Source organism: Bradyrhizobium campsiandrae (assembly GCF_014529705.1).
Taxonomy (GTDB): domain Bacteria; phylum Pseudomonadota; class Alphaproteobacteria; order Rhizobiales; family Xanthobacteraceae; genus Bradyrhizobium; species Bradyrhizobium campsiandrae.
This window is the reverse complement of the sequence record NZ_JAANIH010000038.1, coordinates 31,808-48,370: the sequence shown is the minus strand read 5'-3', so window position 1 is coordinate 48,370 and position 16,563 is coordinate 31,808. Positions and strand designations below refer to the sequence as shown.

Below are 16,563 nucleotides of genomic sequence, written 5' to 3'. Positions count from 1 at the left end.
GAGATTACCCTTCAAAACCGTCGTAGGCGCCGGGACGTTCGAGGATCGAATAGCCCTGTCGCAGATGTTGCAGGGCGACCTGCAGCGAGCGCGCGAACATCAACACGAAGCCTGCCAGCACCGCGTAATAGACGTAGTTCTTGGGAAAGTTGATCGTGGTCATGGACTCATCGCCAATGATCTGGATGTAGACCCAGACCAGCTTGATGGCGTAGCCGAAGAAGGCGATCCGGATCAGGTCGATCATCGTCGACAGTGCGCGCGCCACGAGATGCGGCAGGTAGCGATAGATCAGGTCGACCTGAATGTGCCGCGATAGCCGCACGCACATCGAGGCGCCGATGAAGACCACGCCGATCAGGCAATAGGTCGCGATCTCCTCGGTCCAGGCGTAGCTGTCGTTGAGCACGTAGCGGGTGAAGAACTGCAGGAAGACGGCGAGCGCCATCACCCAGAAGATCGCCAGCGCCACCCAGTCCTCGAAAGCGTAGACGCCGAGATCGACCTTGGGCGCCGCCTCCTCTTCGAACGTGTGCGCGATCTCGTCCGCGGTGATCTGCCGGTGCATTTCGGCGGTGGACATGTGGTTACCTCTCTCCAGATCGTCGTTCCGGGGCTCGCAAAGCGAGAACCCGCAATGACGTCTTTGCTCTGCGGACTCTGCTCCTCATCCTGAGGAGCTTGCGAAGCAAGCGTCTCGAAGGATGGCCCTAGGTGAGATCGGGGCCTTCATGGTTCGAGACGCGCGTTCCGTGCTCCTCACCATGAGGGGCGTGCTTATTTCACCGCCTGGATCCGCTCCCAATCGGCCTTGCGATAGCCGAAGGTTTCGAACGGGACGTTCTTCAGCACGATGTCGCGGAACTCGTTCTTGTCGACCTCGGTCACGGTCAGGCCTTTTTCCTTGAAGAAGGCGACCAGCTTGGCCTCGTTCTGCTTGATCTCCTCGGTTGCCTTGGCGGCGGCCTCTTGCGCCACGTCGGTGAAGATCTTCTTGTCCTCGTCGCTGAGCTTCTTCCAGAGCGCGCCCGCGATCACCGTATTGAGGTGATCGACGATGTGGCCCGTCAGCACGATGTGCTTCTGCACCTCGTAGAACTTCTTGGCCTCGATCGTGGTCAGCGGGTTTTCCTGTGCCTCCACCGTGCCGTTCTGGAGCGCGAGGTAGACTTCGGCAAACGCGATCGGCGCGGTGTTGGCGCCGCAGGCGCGCGGCATCGCAAGGTAGGCCGGAACGTCGGGCACCCGCATCTTCAGGCCCTTCATGTCGGCGCAGCTCTTGATCGGCTTGTTCGACGAGGTCTGGCGCACGCCGTAATAGGTCACCGCGACGATGTGGTGGCCGCTCTTGTCCTCATAGCCCTTGGCGAGCTCCTTGAAGATATCGCTCTTGGTATAGGCGAGCAGATGATCGGCATCGCGGAAGGTGTAGGGATAATAGGTCACGCCGATCGGCGCAAAGCTCTTGGCCGCGAAGCTCGAGCCGGAGATGATGATGTCGACCGAGCCGAGCGAGAGGCCCTGGTTGATGTCGGCTTCCTTGCCGAGCTGCGAGGCCGGATAGACGTCGATCTGATAACGCCCGTTGGTGCGCTTGCCGATCTCCTGCGCGGCCCAGAGCGAGGCGGTATGGAACGGTTCCGAGGTCTCGTAGACGTGCGCCCATTTCAGCTTGGTCTGCGCCATGCCGGCCTCGGTGGTCGCAAACATCGCGGCGACCGACATCGCCAGCATCATCGTCGTTGTCTTCAACACTGATTTCCTCCACTGACTTAAGTCTGCTTCTTGTTCACCGCCTTGAGGCGGGTCGCTCAATCTCATCGTCGTCGACCGCCGCTGCTTTTGGCTGCTTTCTTCGACGGTCGTTTTGGCTCCGCCGGCTCGGCCCCGGGTCGCGCCACTCGTTTCCGCGCCGCCGGCGTGCCCCCTGACGTCTCCGCGCCAAAATTCTGCGCAAAGCGCTCCTGCGAATGCGCGAGGTGGTCGCGCATGGCGTCGTGGGCCGAGAGCGGCCGGCGCGCCGCAATGGCGTCGCGCACGGCCCTGTGCTCCTCGAGCGCGGTGCGCCAGGTGGAGGGGTTCTCGAAATAATGCGCGAGCTGCGCGAAATAGGGATTGAGACGCTGGTCGAACAGCTCGCCGACCACCCGCACCAGCACGGCGTTGCCGAGGCATCCGGCGATGGCGATGTGGAAGGCGCGGTCGTAGACCATCGAGGCTTCGCCGGGATGGTCGACATTTTCCATCGCGACGAGGGCAGCGTCGATGCGCGTGATGTCATCCTTGGTAGCGACCCGTGCAGCCTGCTCGGCGATCGCGCTTTCCAGGAATTCGCGGGCGCGCAGCAGCTCGAACGGACCTTCGACGACGGCTGATGGGACCGGCGTGTCTTCGGCGGGCTCGGTCACATAGATGCCCGAGCCCACGCGGATGCGCACCCGGCCTTCCACTTCGAGTGCGATCAGGGCTTCGCGCACCGTCGGCCGCGAGATCTTGAGCTGCTCCGCGAGCTCGCGTTCGGTCGGCAAGCGGCTGCCGACCGCGTACTCGCCGCTGTCGATCAGGCTTCGCAATTGATCGGCGACCTGGCGATAGAGCCGTCTCGCCTCCACAGCTTCCAGCGGCACGCTGGCCTCCCCGAAAGAAAAGGTCTCGCCGGGAAGGCTTGCGGCCCGGCGGCCTGCCAATTTTGGAAAATTGGTCTTACCAATTGACCGAAGCATTGACCGAGGAAGGCCGCCATGTCAAGCAGCCGCCAAGCAAAGGGGAGACGTCCATGCGGCTTGGAAGCGCCAATCTCGATCGGCTGCCAGCTCACATCCGCCGGCCGGCCTACGACCGTTCGCGCATCACTTCAGGCATCGTGCATCTCGGCTTGGGCGCGTTTCACCGCGCTCATCAGGCTGTCGTCATCGACGATTGTCTTGCCGCAGGCAGCTCGTCCTGGGGCATCGTCGGCGCGAGCCTGCGCAACCCCGGGACCCGCGACGCCCTCGCTCCTCAGGATCACCTTTATACGGTCGCGGTGCGCGCCACTGAGGGCACCGAGCACCGCGTCATCGGCGCGCTGCTCGACAGCATGGTCGCGCGCGAGAACCCGGCGGCACTGGTCCAGCGGATGGCCGATCCCGCCATTCGCATCGTCTCGCTCACGGTTACCGAAAAGGGCTATTGCCACACGCCGCAGACCGGCGATCTCGATGAGCGCCATCCTGATGTCGTGCACGACCTGAACAATTTCGACGCGCCGCGCTCTGCTCCCGGGTTCATCGCGGCGGCGCTGGCGCGGCGACGGGCGCTCGGCACGGCGCCCTTCTCAGTGTTGTGCTGCGACAATCTCGCGGCCAACGGGCACACCGTGCAGCGGATCGTCACGCAATTCGGCGCGCTCCGCTCGAAGGATCTCGGCAAGTGGATCGCGGACACCGTCGCTTTTCCCTCCACTATGGTCGACCGCATCGTGCCGGAAACGACCGATGCCGACCGCGATGCGGTCTCCGCGGCACTCGCCCTGCGCGATGCATGGCCGGTCATGACCGAGCCTTTCACGCAATGGGTGGTCGAGGATCGCTTCTGCGCGGGCCGGCCCGATCTCGCTGCCGCCGGTGTCGAGCTCGTCACCGACGTCAGGCCGTTCGAATTGATGAAGCTGCGTCTGCTCAACGCCAGCCATTCGGCGCTCGCCTATCTCGGCTATCTCGCCGGCTACGAGACCATCGCCGACACCATGCAGGATCCGCATTTCGCGCGCCTTGCCGCCCAAGTGATGGAACAGGCCGCGGTGACGCTGGCGATGCCTGACGGTACCGATCTTTCCGCCTATCGCGCCTCGCTGCTGAAGCGCTTTTCCAATCCGGCGTTGCATCACCGCACCTGGCAGATCGCGATGGACGGCTCGCAAAAGCTGCCGCAGCGCCTGCTCGGCGCGATGCAGGATCGTCTCGCCAAAAACCTGCCGATCGCGACACATGCGCTCGCCGTGGCCGGCTGGATGCGCTACGTCACCGCGTCTGACGAGCAGGGCCGCGCCATCGACGTGCGCGATCCCCTCGCCGCCGAGCTTGCAAGTCTGGCGCGCGAAGCCGGCCCCGTCGCGGAACGGCTCGCGCCGAAATTGCTCGGCGTGGAAAAAGTGTTCGGACCGCTGGGTGCCGAGCCGCGGCTGCGCGAGGCCGTGACCGCGGCGCTCGCCCGGCTCTACAAGGACGGGGCGCGGCGCGCGGTGGAGACGCTGGTTTCAGCGTGACCACAAACTGGGCAGCAATGCTGCACTGCGTTCAAAGTCGGACGGAAGTCGCGCTTGATTTTTGCCTGCCATTGGCCCACCCGAGAGACATGGCAAAGGACAGCAAGGTCATCGCCGCGAACGCGGCCTTTTACGCCGCCTTCTCGACGGGCGATTTCGACGAAATGAAGCGGATGTGGGCGGATGACGACGCCATTTCCTGCATTCATCCCGGCTGGCCCGCGATCGTCGGGCACGCCACGGTGATCGGAAGCTGGCGCGACATCCTGCAAAACCCCGAACGGCCGCAGATCGTCTGCGCCGAGCCGCAGGCGATCATCGACGGCGACAGCGCCCGGGTGCTTTGCATCGAAATCGTCGACGGCACCGCGCTGGCCGCCGCCAACCATTTTCGCCGCGTCGGCGACGGCTGGCGTCTGGTGCATCACCAGTCGAGCCCGATCGCGCAGATTGTCGAGCAGGCTGAGGACGATAGAGCGAGCCACCGGGTGCACTGACCGCGACGGCGTTCTACTGTGCATGGGGTTGTTTTGCAGTTTTGATCTCTTACCGGCGCGGACGCGCGGGCTCGCGCGAACCAAATTCGGACCAGCACGGAAGACGCATGCGGCTCTTCATCCTCGGCCTCGGCTATAGCACCCGGCATTTCGTTCGCAGGTTCGGCGGCAGCTTCTCGCACATCGCCGGCACGGTCCGCGATCCCGCCAAGCGGGACGATCTCGCCGGCCTCGAGCTTCATGGTTTTTCCGGCAGCCGTCCCGATGACGCGACGGCCGCGCGCATCCGCGGGGCCGATGTCGTCCTCGTCTCGATCCCACCTGACAGCACCGGCGATCCGGCACTGGCGGCACTCGGCGATGTCCTGGCGGCGGGCCGTCGCAAAATCGTCTATCTCTCCACGATCGGCGTCTACGGCGATCACGCCGGCGGCTGGGTGGACGAGAGCACGCCGCCGCAGTCCGCCCTCGACCGCGCCCGCATGCGGGTGGCGGCGGAACAGGCCTGGACGGCGACGGCGCAGGGCGACGTCGCAATCCTCCGGCTTGCCGGCATCTACGGCCCCGGCCGCAACGCGCTGGCGACACTGCGCAGTGGCACCGCACGGCGCATCATCAAGCCCGGCCAGGTCTTCAACCGCATCCATGTTGATGATATCGCGAGCGCGATCATGGCGGCGGTCAACCACAACACCGCTGGCATCTGGAACGTCTGCGACGACGAGCCCGCGCCGCCGCAGGATGTGATCGCCTATGCTGCACAGCTGATGGGCGTTGCGCCGCCGGCCGAAGAAGCGTTCGCGACCGCCGAGATGTCGGCGATGGCGCGCAGCTTCTATGCCAGCAGCGCCCGGGTCTCCAACGCAAGACTGAAGCGCGAGCTTGGCGTGACGCTGGCCTATCCGACCTATCGCCACGGCCTTGATGCGCTGTGGCGTGATGACGAAGCGCGAAAGGGACCGGGCGACCAATCAGCCGCCCTTTGATTCTCGGCCCTGGTCAGCTCAAAACACCATACTTCCTGAACCAGGCCTGCGCCTGCTTCCAGCCATCTTCGGCGGCGTCCTTGCGGTAGCTGCCACGGTAGTCGGCATGGAAGCCGTGCGGCGCCTCCGGATAGATCTTGAACTCGGCGGTCTTCTTGTTCTGCTCGAGCGCCGCCTTGAGCTGCTCGACCTGCGCGACCGGAATGCCGGTGTCGGCACCGCCATAGAGGCCGAGCACCGGGGCCTTCATCTCGGGCGCAAGCTGCAGCGGGCTCTTCGGCCACAGCGGATTGGGCGGATCGACCGGCGGACCGTAGAAGGCAACGCCGGCCTTGAGCGTGCTGCTGTGCGCGGCGTATTCCCAAACGTTGCGGCCGCCGCGGCAGAAGCCGATGATGCCGAGCTTTGCGGTGTCGCCGCCTTGCGATCCCGCCCAGGCCACCGTCGCGTCGAGATCGGACAGCAGCTCCGCGTCGGGCTTGGCGTTGACGATCGGCAGCAGGTCCTTGATATCGGTGATCTTGGTGAGATCGGTGCCCTTGCGGAAATAATAGTCGGGCGCGACGGCGAAGGCGCCGAGCTTGGCAAGGCGCCGCGTCACGTCCTTGATGTATTCGTGCAGGCCGAAGATTTCCATCGCGACGATGATCACCGGCGCCTTGCTGTTGCCCGCGGGCCGCGCGAAATAGGCCGGCATCTCTTCGGAACCGACCTTGATCTTGGCGTCGCCGGCCTGGAGGCCGCTGGTATCGGTAGTGATCACCTCGGCGCGGACGGGACCTGCCGCAAGCGTGTAGCCGGCGGCGACGGCCGCGGTCGCGCTCATGAATCCGCGACGCGAGACCGGGGGCGACTTGATCAGCCCTACAACGTCGGCCGTGATGGTGGTCTCGATGCTCATCGATTGGTCCTCCTGATGCCTCGTCCAGGTGTCTTGCCCCGATCCTTCAGGCGACGCATTCGCCAACAATTGCCGGCGAAACGCAAATCACCAGCCTGCGAGGTTTCGCCCACGGTCAGGCCTTGCCGGTCTTGGCCGGCGCGGTTTCCGGCATCAGGCTCATCGCGATCAGTCCGACGATCGCTGCGAGCAACAGGTACCAGGCCGGCGCCAGCGGATCGCCGGTGACATGAAGCAGCCACGTCACCACCAGCTGCGCCGTGCCGCCGAAACTCGCGATCGCAACCGCGTAAACGGTGGCGAATACGCCACCGCGGATGTTCTGCGGCAATGCTTCGGTGAACGTCGCGTAGAACGCGGTGAAGGGCAGCGAGCCGATGACGGAGAGCACGCCAAAGCCGACCAGCAGCGACAGCATACCGGGTGCATGAACGATCCAGAGGAAGACCGGATAGGTCAGCAGCAGCGTCGCGAGTTGCGGCCAGATCATCACCGGCTTGCGGCCGAGACGATCGGCCAGCCAGCCGCCGACCAGCGCTCCGGCAAACTGAATGCCGTTGCTGACGAGCGAGACGGCAAAGGCCAGTGTCGAGGAGACATGCAACGTGTTCTGCGCATAGGTCGTCATGTATTGCGTGACATAGGTCGAGATGGTGCCGCTGGCCAGAATCATCAGCGCGAGCACGATCAGCCCGGTGTGACGGCGGGCCAGGGAGAGATGCCCCGTGCTTTCCTCCACCGCGACACCGGCGTCAGCCTGCGGGATCGTCTCCGGCAGGGTCCGGCGCATCCAGACGCCGAACGGCAGGCAGACCGCTCCGATCAGAAACGCCACCCGCCAGCCATAGAGGTCCAGCATCTCCGGCACCATCATCTTGCTGAGGATGACGCCGACGAGGGCCCCTGCCGTCGCGGCGATCTCCTGGCTCGCCGGCTGCCATGCCACCACCAGCGCCCGATGCTCGGGCGGCGCGATCTCGATCAGATAAGCGGTGGTCGGTCCGACCTCGCCGCCCAGTGCGAAACCCTGCACCATGCGGGCCGCGATCACGATGATCGGCGCCGCAAGGCCGATCGAATCGTACGACGGCGTGAACGTAATGGTCAGGATTGCAGCGCCCATGAGGGCAAAGCTCAGCAGCATCGCGGGCCGCCGGCCGATCCGGTCGGAATAGATGCCGAGTACGATGCCGCCGATCGGCCGCGTCACGAAGCCGGCCCCGAACGTCGCCAGCGACAGCATCAGGCTGCCGTACTCGCTTCCAGTCGGAAAGAAGGTGTGGCCGATCTGGATCGCAAAGAAGCTGTAGGTGATGAAGTCGTAGAACTCGAGCATGTTGCCGACGGTGGCGGCCAGTGCTGCGCGTTTGACGCTAAATGGTTCGGCCCGCGCGTTTCCCGATGGCAATCTTGAAGTCTCCGATCTGATCATGCGCCTGATTTAACCGCCTAGCCGCATTGCGTCGCAACATCCATTAACCGAAATCAGGGGTTCTCCTGCTCCCCGGCGCAGCAGCACCTGTTGCAGACCGTGTGCGATTTCGCGCGCCTCGAACCATTTACCGCAACAAACAGACCCGATCGTGGCCGCGTCGACACATCATGTTGCTCAGAGACAGCACCGCCCCCTTCTATCGGGCGCAGGCCCACACCTTTTGACTGAAATTTTCAGATCAGTTGAGCCGTCATATTTACTCGAACTTTCGTCATGGCGCTCTAGTTCCACTCCCGAATGTTCCATCTCCAGGACGGAGAAGCGTCTTCTCAGCGCGGCAACGTATCCGCTTCGAGCAAAGCAACGCTCGACAGCTTCATTCCGACCCGCTGCGACTGCGTACCCCAAGGCCCAATTGAATAAAGCTTTATCCGATCTGGCATCGATATGAATTTGGCTCGCGAAGCAATTGAATTGTTGGGACAGGTGGCGCGGATTCTGTGGTTCGAAGGCACCAAGCACGGCATGCGCGACCGTGAGTGGATGGCACTGCGATTCCTTTCCCGTGCCAATCGCTTCTCCCGGACGCCTTCGGCGCTGGCGAGCTATGTCGGCACCACACGCGGCACCGCCTCCTTCATCATCGGCGAGCTCGAACGGCTCGGCTACCTGGAACGGAAGCGTTCCGCCAAGGACAAGCGCTCGGTGATGCTGAGCGTGACGCAGCAGGGCAAGAAGTTTCTGGCGCGCGATCCCGTCAACGGCCTAGTGGATGCCATTGCCGTCCTCGATGACGGCAGCAAGATCAGCTTTCGCGACACCCTGCGGCATGTGCTCGATCAGGCGGATGCCGCCGAACAGCGGCACCACACCGACGTCTGCAAACGATGCATCTTCCTGCGGGAGGACCGCACCTCTTCCGAGAACAGGACCACGGTCGAGTTCACCTGCCGGTTGTTTCGCGCGCCGATCGCGGAGGCGGAGATCGATTTGCTATGCACCAGCTTCGAGCATCACCGCCAATAGAATTGTCTGCCTCTCACTTGCGCGCGGAATAGACGACGCCGCCACCGCTGATGTCGACGACGAGACGGCCGTTCTCGTTCCTGATCTCCTCGATGCGACCGAGGCTCGGGACTTGCTGCCCGAGAACGGCCTCGACGACACCGTTCGGTCCCTGAAGAATCGCGATGCCTTCATAGGCTTGGCGGACTGACCAGCCCTTGATCACCTTTCGCGGTGCGGAGCTGCGCTCGACCGGAGATACCGAGCCTGTGGTTTCGGGCGCCGTGACCGAGGCCATCATCGGCATCGCCGGTGACGGCGACGGCGCAGCAACGGGAGTCGGCGGCTGGACCTGAGCCTGAGCCAGCCTGTCGAGCTTCGCCGTCGATGACGAGCTCACCCGCTCGATGCGATCGAGATTCTCGGCAAAACGGCCGAATCGATCGCTGGTCGCCTTGCTCGACTGATCGACTGCGGTGCGAAGGCCATCGAGATTCTCGGATACGCTGGACAATTGCCTGCGCAGCTGGGCGACCGTGTCGCGCAGATTCCTGATTTCGGCATTAGCAGCCACATTGGTCTGGTTCGGCTGCGTGGTGAGATAGGCAATGACGCCGGTGCAGGCGCAGACCACGAGGATGGCGGCGACTGCGAGCGTCGCGAGTGGCGCGACCCAGGTCGGGCGCGGTGGCGGCGGCTTGGCCACAATCACCGCCGGCTTGATCACCGTCGGCACAGGCTTGGGTATTGCCATCTTGTCCAGGCGCGCCTTGGCACGAATACGCTTCAATCCTTCGAGCGCTTCCTTCGCCGCGACTTCGTCGCTCGACGCCGACGCGGGCTTCGCGCCCATCGTGGGCTTGGATGCGCGCGCAGTGTTGTTGAACTTCGTGTCGCTCGCTTCCGGAGCGGGCTTCACAGCGGCTGACGCATCCGCAACTCCGGCGGGGCGCGCTTTTCCGTCGGACAACATTTGAAAATGCTCCGTTCGTTTGGATCTGTCGAACGAAGCTAGTTGGCGAAGCTTGCCCGAAACGTGCGCATCGAAAATGTTTCGCCACGCAGGATGCGTCGACGTGTCAGAGGAGTCGTGCACGAGGCAAAAGTGCGACTCGAAAGACACACACTCGCCAAGATTTTGCCAAGCTGGACTCTCGCCGCCACACATGAGTCGAATTGTCGCAGCCGCGTGCGCGGCCAGGAGAGTCAATTCGGGGTTGAAAACCCCTCACTGTGACGGTTGGGTGACACTACCCAAAATAGCTGTGTTTGTACGGGCCTATGGAACTATACAACCACTACGGTGCAAAACTAGTTCGTCTTTCAAATCAACTGGTGCGCTTTGACATACAAAGAAACAACCGGAAACAAATCAACAGCATCAAGCAGACGTAGCAAACGCTTTGTTTCGCACGCTTGATCGGAATTCGGCAATTGTTACGGTCTACATCAAGTGATTCTCGCCCGTTGGCGAGGAGATCGACTGAGTTCAGTAGTGTTCGAACGCAATGAGCAACGTGACGCAACTGTACCAGGTCGTTTTCTCAACGCGCCCCGCAAGGTGATCCGTAAAACACCCGCCGGGCTTCACGCAGTAAGGGTTCAGTATCGAGTCGAAGTAGCAGGCCTGCTCACGCGGGTACTGAATGCGTAAGGCTGCCCGCGAATATCGAAACCATAAGAACGGTTCGCGGGAGGGAAATATCGTCAAACAGCATGGCTGCCGAGTCGGGGCATCACAACAAACCTCCCGGCCGCTGCAAGTGCGAAACAGGGGCGACTGACTGATGTATATTATCGTTGATGATCGCGAGAGCGTCACGAACAGCTACGTAGGAGGGCTTGTTCGTGAAGGCGTATCGTCGATCGGCTTCACTTCCGGAGAATTCTGGGACTGGCTGCAATCCGCGAACGAATCGGACCTGGCGGCCGTTGATGCCTTCCTTCTGGGGGACTGCGATGCCCGCGGAAGCCTGCCACGGGCGATGCGCAAGCGGTCCGCGGCTCCGATCATCGCGATGAGCGGCCAGAAGATGCTCAAGAACACGCTGGAGCTGTTCGAAGCCGGCGTCGACGACGTCGTGCACGTGCCGATCCACCTGCGCGAGATCCTGGCTCGAACGGCCGCGATCGCGCGCCGCCGGGTCGGCGAGCTGCCGAGGCCCTGCGAGAGCAGGATCCAGGTCTTCTTCAACGGGCGTGACCCCGAGATCGCGGGTCACGCTCTCACCCTGCCCCGCCGCGAGCTGCGCATTCTCGAATATATGGTCAGCAATCACGGCAAGTGGATCACCAAGACGCAGATCTTCAACGCGGTCTACGGCATCTTCGAGTCCACATTCGACGAGAGCGTGATCGAGAGCCACGTCAGCAAGCTGCGCAAGAAGCTGCGCGACCGCCTCGGCTTCGACGCCATCGTGGCCCGGCGCTACGTCGGCTACCGCCTCAACATCCCCGCCAACGAGGCGATCGACGAGCCGATGCAGGATCTCGACGAGGTCGGCATCCTGCTGAACCGGGCTCAGGCGGCCCCAGCGGCATACCCGGCCGGCAACTAAGGCACTCGAGCCGCGGCAAGCAAAACGACCACGGCCTCTGCGGGGAGATCCCGCAGAGGCCGGTTTGTTTCGAGCTTAGAATTGTGCGTGCTGACGGCCCCGCCCCGCCGCCGGGCGCGTTACGGCTTCTGCTGGAATTCTTCCTTGGAGACGTAGTTGAAGTCCTCGACCAGCACGTCCTGGACGATATCGGCCTGCATCCGCTCGTTGACGCGTTGCTTGATCGCCGCGGTAAGGGCGGAGAGGTCGTAGCGAGCGAGCTTCCGGAAATCGAGCTTGTCGTCGGCGTAGATCCTGCGGAAGGCCTCGTCGACGACAAACGGCTCGGGCGGCACGGTGAGCTGGTGCATGGTCTTCGCCTCCACGGTGTAGACGAAACGCGCGACGATGTAGCCCTGAACCGCCCCGCTCTCGACCATCGGCACACTCAGCGCCCGCGTCTTCTGATATTGCAGCCCGTCGAGATATTCGTCCTTGCCGGACAGCAGGGTGCCGTTTTCCTTCCAATAGGCCACGCCATAGCTCGTGCCTGCGGTGAGGATGCAGGCCCAGAGGCCGGCCAGAACGAGCTTGATCATTTTCCGTCCCGCGCCGCGCGACCCGTATAAGTTCCGTCCGACTCGGCGTCCTTGATCGCCTTGACGATGATGGTCGCGACCTCGCGCACCGCATCGTAGTGCATTTCAAGCAGGGAGCGGTTTCGCTCCAGCTTCTCACGCAGCCGTTGAATTTCCTCGGTGACCTCGGGCTCGCCGCCGAGATGCATCCGGGCTCGCATCAGCCGAACGAATTCCAGCATGCTCCGGCTTTTCCGGGCACTGAAATCGTCGAAGTCGACCTTCTGCCCGGTCGCAAGTGCGGTGGTCTCCTCCTCGACGATGCTTTCGAGCCGGCGAATTGCGGCCAGCAGACCACTGAGCTCCTCGAACCGCGTTGCCTCGAGCCTTGCTGATTCGGCGTCGTCGGCGAGCAAGTCGGCGCCTATATCGGGCAGCAGCGCGGGCAACAGAGCATCGCCCCTTGCCGCCTCTGCCATCGCCTCTGTACCCACGACCGGCTGCTCCATCAGCGGAGCCGTCGCGCTCTGTTCTAGCTGCATAGTAAGTTCATCCCTCAACCGTCCTTACCCATTTCCTATAGTCCATCACCCGGCCTTTCCTGTCGTATCCGGCCCCGCCGGATGCGCGGACGCGAGCTGCTTGGCAATTCCGATCCCCTTGCCCTTCGCGAGCTGAGTGCCGAGCTGCTCGGCCAGCATCGATTTCCAGATGCCGCCGGCGGTGCCCTTGCCGAATACCTCCTCGGACTCCTTCGGCAACATCGTCTCGACGAAGGTCTGCAGGACGAACGCTTCGAACTTGCGGTAGACCTCGTCCGGGCCGGGCTTCTTGATCACCCGCACCGGCGGCCCGTTCACCACCCCCGATTGCGCCTCCACCACACCTGCAACGGATTGATCGGCGGCCTTGCTGGCCGTTGCATCCATCGTCGCGGCAAAATCGGCGTCCGACGATTTCAGCGCCTCGAGCTTAGCGGTCGCCGTGCGCTGCGCTACCGGGTCGGCGGCGTCGAGGACATCGAGAACGAGATCGGGTGTCGCGGTTACAATCATGTCTTGTTCCGGCTGGCTTGCCGCGGCGTCAAGTCGCGCGCGACGGCGTGGATCCCCGTCATCTCCTCGAGCGATCGCTTCTCGGCTTCGCGCAGCTTGTCGGCAAGCGCCACCCGGGCGACTTCCTCGAGCTGCTTGACGCGACGATTCTCCGAGCGGACCTTGTCGAGCTGCATCGAGGCGCGCTCCTGCACTGCGCGCGCGCCGACGCTCATCCTGTTGAGCCGCCGCGCGATCGATTCGCTCGACGATCCCGCCGGCGGCTTGCCCTCGTTCAGGTTTCCCACCAGCCACGCCTGTTCGTCCTGCATGGACTGCTCCTGCTGACGCAGTTGCGCGAGCTGCCATTGCGACAGCCGAAGCTGAAGCTTCACCAGCGAGACGATCCGACTGAGCTTGTCCGCCCGGGAAGTCATCATCGTCACCCCGCCAGCCATGACGACAGGCCGAGCATGAACTGCGTCAGCAATTCGTCGCTGGTCAGGTAGAGCAGCAGGAAGCCGCCGAACAGGACGAACGGCACGGAGACGAAATAGACCGGAATTGCCGGCGTCAGCTTGTTGACGAGGCCAATCGAGAAATTGACGACGACGGAGTAGACGATGAAGGGGCTGGTGATGCGCAGTGTCAGCACGAATGCGTCGGTGAGACGGCTGACGAGCTGGTTCAGCGCCATCTCGCCGCTCAACTTCTCGCCGGGATGCCAGACGTCGTAGGAATTCATCAACCCGCGCAGGACCTGCCAGTGCTGGTCGGTCAAGAAGAACAGCGTGGTGACGGCGGCCATGATCAGCGGCACCACGGGCGGCGCCGGATCGGTGTCGCCGACCGGCGTACCCGGGATGCTGCTGAGCCCGATCGCACTCGCCATCACCGCGAGCATGGTCTGGAGCGCGAGAAAGAACACGCGCCCGCCGAGGCCAATGACGCTACCGACCAGGAGTTCGGTGCCGATCAGGAGCGCCAGCGCCATGGGCGATGCGTCGTCCACGAGCGGCTTCAGAATCGAGACCAGGATCGGCGTCAGCGCGAACGTCGTGACCAGGGCGACGAACAGGCGAATCTGCGGCGGAACGTTCACGCTGGAATAACCGGGCACCAGCATCAGGCAGGCGCCGATACGGCAGAACACGATGAACGTGGCAAGCACGTTGTCGGCGAGACCGGCGATCACGAAATGGCTCCGAGCGCCCGGATCTCGGCGCTGCGGGCGACCTCGACATGCGACAGGATCGGCAGCGTCGGAAACACCCGTTCCAGAATCATGCGGACATAGGGTCGCGCTTCCGGGGTCACCGCCAGCACCACGCTGGTGCCGTCTTCCGTGAACTTTCGGATCGCGGCACTCGCTTCGGTCGCGAACTGCTCGATCAGCCGCGGATCGGCGTCGAACTCGACGACGTCGCCCTTGCCGTCGCGCTTCAGGCTCTGGTGGAAGGCCAGATCCCAGCGGTTGCCGAGACGCAGGACGTTGAGCACGCCGTTGTCGGAGAGATCGCCGCAGATCTGCTGAGCCAGGCGCATGCGCACATGCTCGGCGACCTGCTCGGAGCGCCGCACGTGAGGTGCAATCTCGGCGACGGCTTCGAGGATCAGATGCAGGTTCCGGATCGACACCCGCTCACCCAGCAGGATCTTCAGGATTGCCAGCAGGCCGGAATAGGAGATCTGCGACGGGCAGAGATCGTCGACCAGGCGCTTGTACTCCGGCTCGAGCCGGTCGAGCAGCCCGCGCATGTCCTTGTAGGACAGAAGCTGGGCGAGGTTTGCCCGGAGCACTTCGCTCAGATGCGTGAGTAGGACCGAGAGGTTGTCGACCGGCTTGCAGCCCTGCCGCCGGACTTCGTCGGCGAAGGCTTCCGTCACCCACAGCGCCTTCATGCCAAATGCGGGTTCGATGACCTCGTCGCCCGGGACGTCCGGCTTTCCATCCTTGTCCACCAGCACCATGATCTCGCCGATCCGGAGCTCGCCATGGGCGACCCGGGTATCGTGAATCCGGATCTGGTATCCCTTCGGGTCGATCGACAGATTATCCGACAGCTTGATCTCGGGAATGACAAAGCCGTACTGCTTGGCGAACTTCTTCCGAATCTTGCTGACGCGGTGCGCAAGCTCGTTGCGCGAACCGAGCAGGTGGACGGACAGATGGCTGCCGAGCGAGAGCTCGATCTCGGCGGTCTTGAGCGATTCCTTGACGGATTCCTTGGCTTCGACCTGCGCGCGCTCTTCGGCCTTGCGCGCATCCTCCTTCTGCTTCGCGGCTGCCTGCCGCCTCGGCAGCGAGTAGCCGACGAAAGCCATGACGCCGCCCAGCAGCACGAACGGCGGCATTGGCAGACCCGGCATCAAGGCGAGCACGAACATCATCAAGGAGGCAGCCGACACCGCGCGCGGATAGCCGCCGAGCTGACGGAGCACCGCCTGCTCGGCCGACCCCCTGGTGCCGCCCTTGGAGACCAGAAGACCCGCCGACAGCGACACGATCAGCGCCGGCATCTGCGACACCAGACCGTCGCCGACCGAGAGCTTGGTGTAGACGTCGGCGGCGCGCGACAGGGTCAGCCCGTGATGCGTGACGCCGATGATGATGCCGCCGAAAATGTTGATCGCGGTGATGATCAGGCCCGCGATGGCATCGCCGCGGACGAACTTCGAGGCACCGTCCATCGCACCGAAAAACGCGCTCTCTTCCTCGAGCTCGCGGCGCCGGCGTTGCGCCTCTTTGTCGTCGATCAGGCCAGCCGAGAGATCCGCGTCGATCGCCATCTGCTTGCCAGGAATGGCATCCAGCGTGAATCGGGCGCCGACTTCCGCGATACGCGTCGCGCCCTTGGTGATCACGACGAAGTTCACCGTGACCAGGATCGCGAAGATGATCAGGCCGATGACAAAGTCGCCGCCCATGACGAACTTCGAGAAACCGGCAACGACGTGACCCGCGGCCTGCTCGCCCTCCCCGCCGCGCGACAGGATCAGGCGGGTGGTGGCGATGTTCAGCGCCAGCCGCAAGATCGTCGCGATCAGGAGCACGGTCGGAAAAGCCGAGAAGTCGAGCGGCCGCTGGATCCACAGCGCGACCATCAGGATCAGGGCCGACAGCGCGATCGAGAAGGCAAGGCCGAGGTCGATCAGAACGGGAGGAATCGGCAGGAACAGAATCGTGAGCATGGTCACGATACCGCCCGCGAAAGCGGCGTCCGCGCCGAAGCGACGCGGGTTCGGCAGGCTAGCAGCTAACGTATCGGCCATGGGTCACCGGCAGCAGGGTCCGCCCTCAATCTGCCCGGCAAAGCTTACGCGAGGGTGGTGGCCGGGCCTGC

General features: G+C 63.6%; 17 protein-coding genes. 5 read left to right on the top strand and 12 right to left on the bottom strand.

The window, feature by feature from the left end; translation table 11 throughout:
• Positions 1 to 4 precede the first annotated feature (4 nt).
• The 3 genes from G8O24_RS25835 to G8O24_RS25825 form a co-directional block, all read right to left on the bottom strand.
• A complete protein-coding gene (locus tag G8O24_RS25835) occupies positions 5 to 583 on the bottom strand; it encodes a TRAP transporter small permease (protein WP_188104290.1) in 579 nt (192 codons plus the stop codon).
• Positions 584 to 777: 194 nt separating this feature from the next.
• Entirely contained in the window at positions 778 to 1,737 is a 960-nt protein-coding gene (locus G8O24_RS25830; RefSeq protein WP_188104346.1) for a sialic acid TRAP transporter substrate-binding protein SiaP, read from the bottom strand.
• Positions 1,738 to 1,817: 80 nt separating this feature from the next.
• Positions 1,818 to 2,627, bottom strand: coding sequence for a FadR/GntR family transcriptional regulator (locus G8O24_RS25825; protein ID WP_188104288.1), 810 nt, complete (start codon positions 2,625 to 2,627; stop codon positions 1,818 to 1,820).
• A 149-nt stretch (positions 2,628 to 2,776) separates the two neighbouring features.
• On the opposite strand from G8O24_RS25825, the gene G8O24_RS25820 reads away from it, so the two are divergent.
• The 3 genes from G8O24_RS25820 (at position 2,777) to G8O24_RS25810 (ending at position 5,729) form a co-directional block, all read left to right on the top strand.
• Positions 2,777 to 4,246 carry a mannitol dehydrogenase family protein gene (locus tag G8O24_RS25820; RefSeq protein ID WP_188104286.1) on the top strand — a complete coding sequence of 490 codons (1,470 nt, stop codon included), beginning with the start codon at positions 2,777 to 2,779 and terminating at the stop codon, positions 4,244 to 4,246.
• Positions 4,247 to 4,335: 89 nt separating this feature from the next.
• Positions 4,336 to 4,743: a nuclear transport factor 2 family protein gene (locus G8O24_RS25815; RefSeq protein ID WP_092297404.1), complete on the top strand. Its 408-nt coding sequence runs from the start codon at positions 4,336 to 4,338 to the stop codon at positions 4,741 to 4,743.
• Between the two features lie 107 nt (positions 4,744 to 4,850).
• Entirely contained in the window at positions 4,851 to 5,729 is an 879-nt protein-coding gene (locus tag G8O24_RS25810) for an SDR family oxidoreductase (RefSeq protein WP_188104285.1), read from the top strand.
• Positions 5,730 to 5,742: 13 nt separating this feature from the next.
• On the opposite strand, the gene G8O24_RS25805 is transcribed toward G8O24_RS25810, so the two are convergent.
• Together G8O24_RS25805 and G8O24_RS25800 are read right to left on the bottom strand one after the other, a co-directional pair.
• A complete protein-coding gene (locus G8O24_RS25805; protein ID WP_188104283.1) occupies positions 5,743 to 6,630 on the bottom strand; it encodes a dienelactone hydrolase family protein in 888 nt (295 codons plus the stop codon).
• A 115-nt stretch (positions 6,631 to 6,745) separates the two neighbouring features.
• Entirely contained in the window at positions 6,746 to 8,062 is a 1,317-nt protein-coding gene (locus tag G8O24_RS25800; protein WP_188104281.1) for an MFS transporter, read from the bottom strand.
• A 450-nt stretch (positions 8,063 to 8,512) separates the two neighbouring features.
• On the opposite strand from G8O24_RS25800, the gene G8O24_RS25795 reads away from it, so the two are divergent.
• Positions 8,513 to 9,091: a MarR family winged helix-turn-helix transcriptional regulator gene (locus tag G8O24_RS25795; RefSeq protein WP_188104279.1), complete on the top strand. Its 579-nt coding sequence runs from the start codon at positions 8,513 to 8,515 to the stop codon at positions 9,089 to 9,091.
• A gap of 13 nt (positions 9,092 to 9,104) precedes the next feature.
• Here G8O24_RS25795 and G8O24_RS25790 read toward each other — a convergent pair whose 3' ends face one another.
• Entirely contained in the window at positions 9,105 to 10,043 is a 939-nt protein-coding gene (locus G8O24_RS25790; RefSeq protein WP_188104277.1) for a hypothetical protein, read from the bottom strand.
• Between the two features lie 814 nt (positions 10,044 to 10,857).
• Between G8O24_RS25790 and G8O24_RS25785 the strand changes: the two genes are divergently transcribed.
• Positions 10,858 to 11,628 carry a response regulator transcription factor gene (locus tag G8O24_RS25785; RefSeq protein WP_188104276.1) on the top strand — a complete coding sequence of 257 codons (771 nt, stop codon included), beginning with the start codon at positions 10,858 to 10,860 and terminating at the stop codon, positions 11,626 to 11,628.
• A 119-nt stretch (positions 11,629 to 11,747) separates the two neighbouring features.
• Here the strand turns inward: G8O24_RS25785 and G8O24_RS25780 are convergent, their stop codons facing one another.
• Genes G8O24_RS25780 through flhA form a run of 6 tightly spaced genes read right to left on the bottom strand, consistent with a single transcriptional unit; the run spans position 11,748 to position 16,492 of the window.
• Complete coding sequence (locus G8O24_RS25780) at positions 11,748 to 12,206, bottom strand: hypothetical protein (protein WP_188104274.1); 459 nt, start codon at positions 12,204 to 12,206, stop codon at positions 11,748 to 11,750.
• On the bottom strand, positions 12,203 to 12,727 hold the full coding sequence (locus G8O24_RS25775; protein WP_188104272.1) for a flagellar biosynthesis protein FlgN: 525 nt from the start codon (positions 12,725 to 12,727) through the stop codon (positions 12,203 to 12,205). The genes G8O24_RS25780 and G8O24_RS25775 overlap by 4 nt, the downstream gene beginning before the upstream one ends.
• Positions 12,728 to 12,772: 45 nt before the next feature.
• The gene (locus tag G8O24_RS25770) at positions 12,773 to 13,240 is read right to left on the bottom strand and encodes a rod-binding protein (RefSeq protein ID WP_188104270.1); all 468 of its coding nucleotides are present in this window, start codon (positions 13,238 to 13,240) and stop codon (positions 12,773 to 12,775) included.
• Positions 13,237 to 13,656, bottom strand: coding sequence for a hypothetical protein (locus G8O24_RS25765; protein WP_188104268.1), 420 nt, complete (start codon positions 13,654 to 13,656; stop codon positions 13,237 to 13,239). The genes G8O24_RS25770 and G8O24_RS25765 overlap by 4 nt, the downstream gene beginning before the upstream one ends.
• Before the next feature lie 5 nt (positions 13,657 to 13,661).
• A complete protein-coding gene (gene fliR / locus G8O24_RS25760) occupies positions 13,662 to 14,414 on the bottom strand; it encodes a flagellar biosynthesis protein FliR (RefSeq protein ID WP_188104266.1) in 753 nt (250 codons plus the stop codon).
• A complete protein-coding gene (flhA, locus tag G8O24_RS25755; RefSeq protein ID WP_188104264.1) occupies positions 14,411 to 16,492 on the bottom strand; it encodes a flagellar biosynthesis protein FlhA in 2,082 nt (693 codons plus the stop codon). Before flhA ends, fliR begins: the two co-directional genes overlap by 4 nt.
• Between the last annotated feature and the right edge of the window lie 71 nt (positions 16,493 to 16,563).

Bases quoted from the DNA above. Each gene is read 5' to 3' on its own strand.
- G8O24_RS25780 (WP_188104274.1), bottom strand. From the start codon at position 12,206: ATGATCAAGCTCGTTCTGGCCGGCCTCTGGGCCTGCATCCTCACCGCA.
- G8O24_RS25830 (WP_188104346.1), bottom strand. From the start codon at position 1,737: ATGATGCTGGCGATGTCGGTCGCCGCGATGTTTGCGACCACCGAGGCC.
- G8O24_RS25800 (WP_188104281.1), bottom strand. From the start codon at position 8,062: ATGATCAGATCGGAGACTTCAAGATTGCCATCGGGAAACGCGCGGGCC.
- G8O24_RS25815 (WP_092297404.1), top strand. From the start codon at position 4,336: ATGGCAAAGGACAGCAAGGTCATCGCCGCGAACGCGGCCTTTTACGCC.
- flhA (WP_188104264.1), bottom strand. From the start codon at position 16,492: ATGGCCGATACGTTAGCTGCTAGCCTGCCGAACCCGCGTCGCTTCGGC.
- G8O24_RS25810 (WP_188104285.1), top strand. From the start codon at position 4,851: ATGCGGCTCTTCATCCTCGGCCTCGGCTATAGCACCCGGCATTTCGTT.
- G8O24_RS25775 (WP_188104272.1), bottom strand. From the start codon at position 12,727: ATGCAGCTAGAACAGAGCGCGACGGCTCCGCTGATGGAGCAGCCGGTC.
- G8O24_RS25785 (WP_188104276.1), top strand. From the start codon at position 10,858: ATGTATATTATCGTTGATGATCGCGAGAGCGTCACGAACAGCTACGTA.
- G8O24_RS25790 (WP_188104277.1), bottom strand. From the start codon at position 10,043: ATGTTGTCCGACGGAAAAGCGCGCCCCGCCGGAGTTGCGGATGCGTCA.
- G8O24_RS25770 (WP_188104270.1), bottom strand. From the start codon at position 13,240: ATGATTGTAACCGCGACACCCGATCTCGTTCTCGATGTCCTCGACGCC.
- G8O24_RS25765 (WP_188104268.1), bottom strand. From the start codon at position 13,656: ATGACTTCCCGGGCGGACAAGCTCAGTCGGATCGTCTCGCTGGTGAAG.
- G8O24_RS25795 (WP_188104279.1), top strand. From the start codon at position 8,513: ATGAATTTGGCTCGCGAAGCAATTGAATTGTTGGGACAGGTGGCGCGG.
- G8O24_RS25835 (WP_188104290.1), bottom strand. From the start codon at position 583: ATGTCCACCGCCGAAATGCACCGGCAGATCACCGCGGACGAGATCGCG.
- G8O24_RS25805 (WP_188104283.1), bottom strand. From the start codon at position 6,630: ATGAGCATCGAGACCACCATCACGGCCGACGTTGTAGGGCTGATCAAG.
- G8O24_RS25820 (WP_188104286.1), top strand. From the start codon at position 2,777: ATGCGGCTTGGAAGCGCCAATCTCGATCGGCTGCCAGCTCACATCCGC.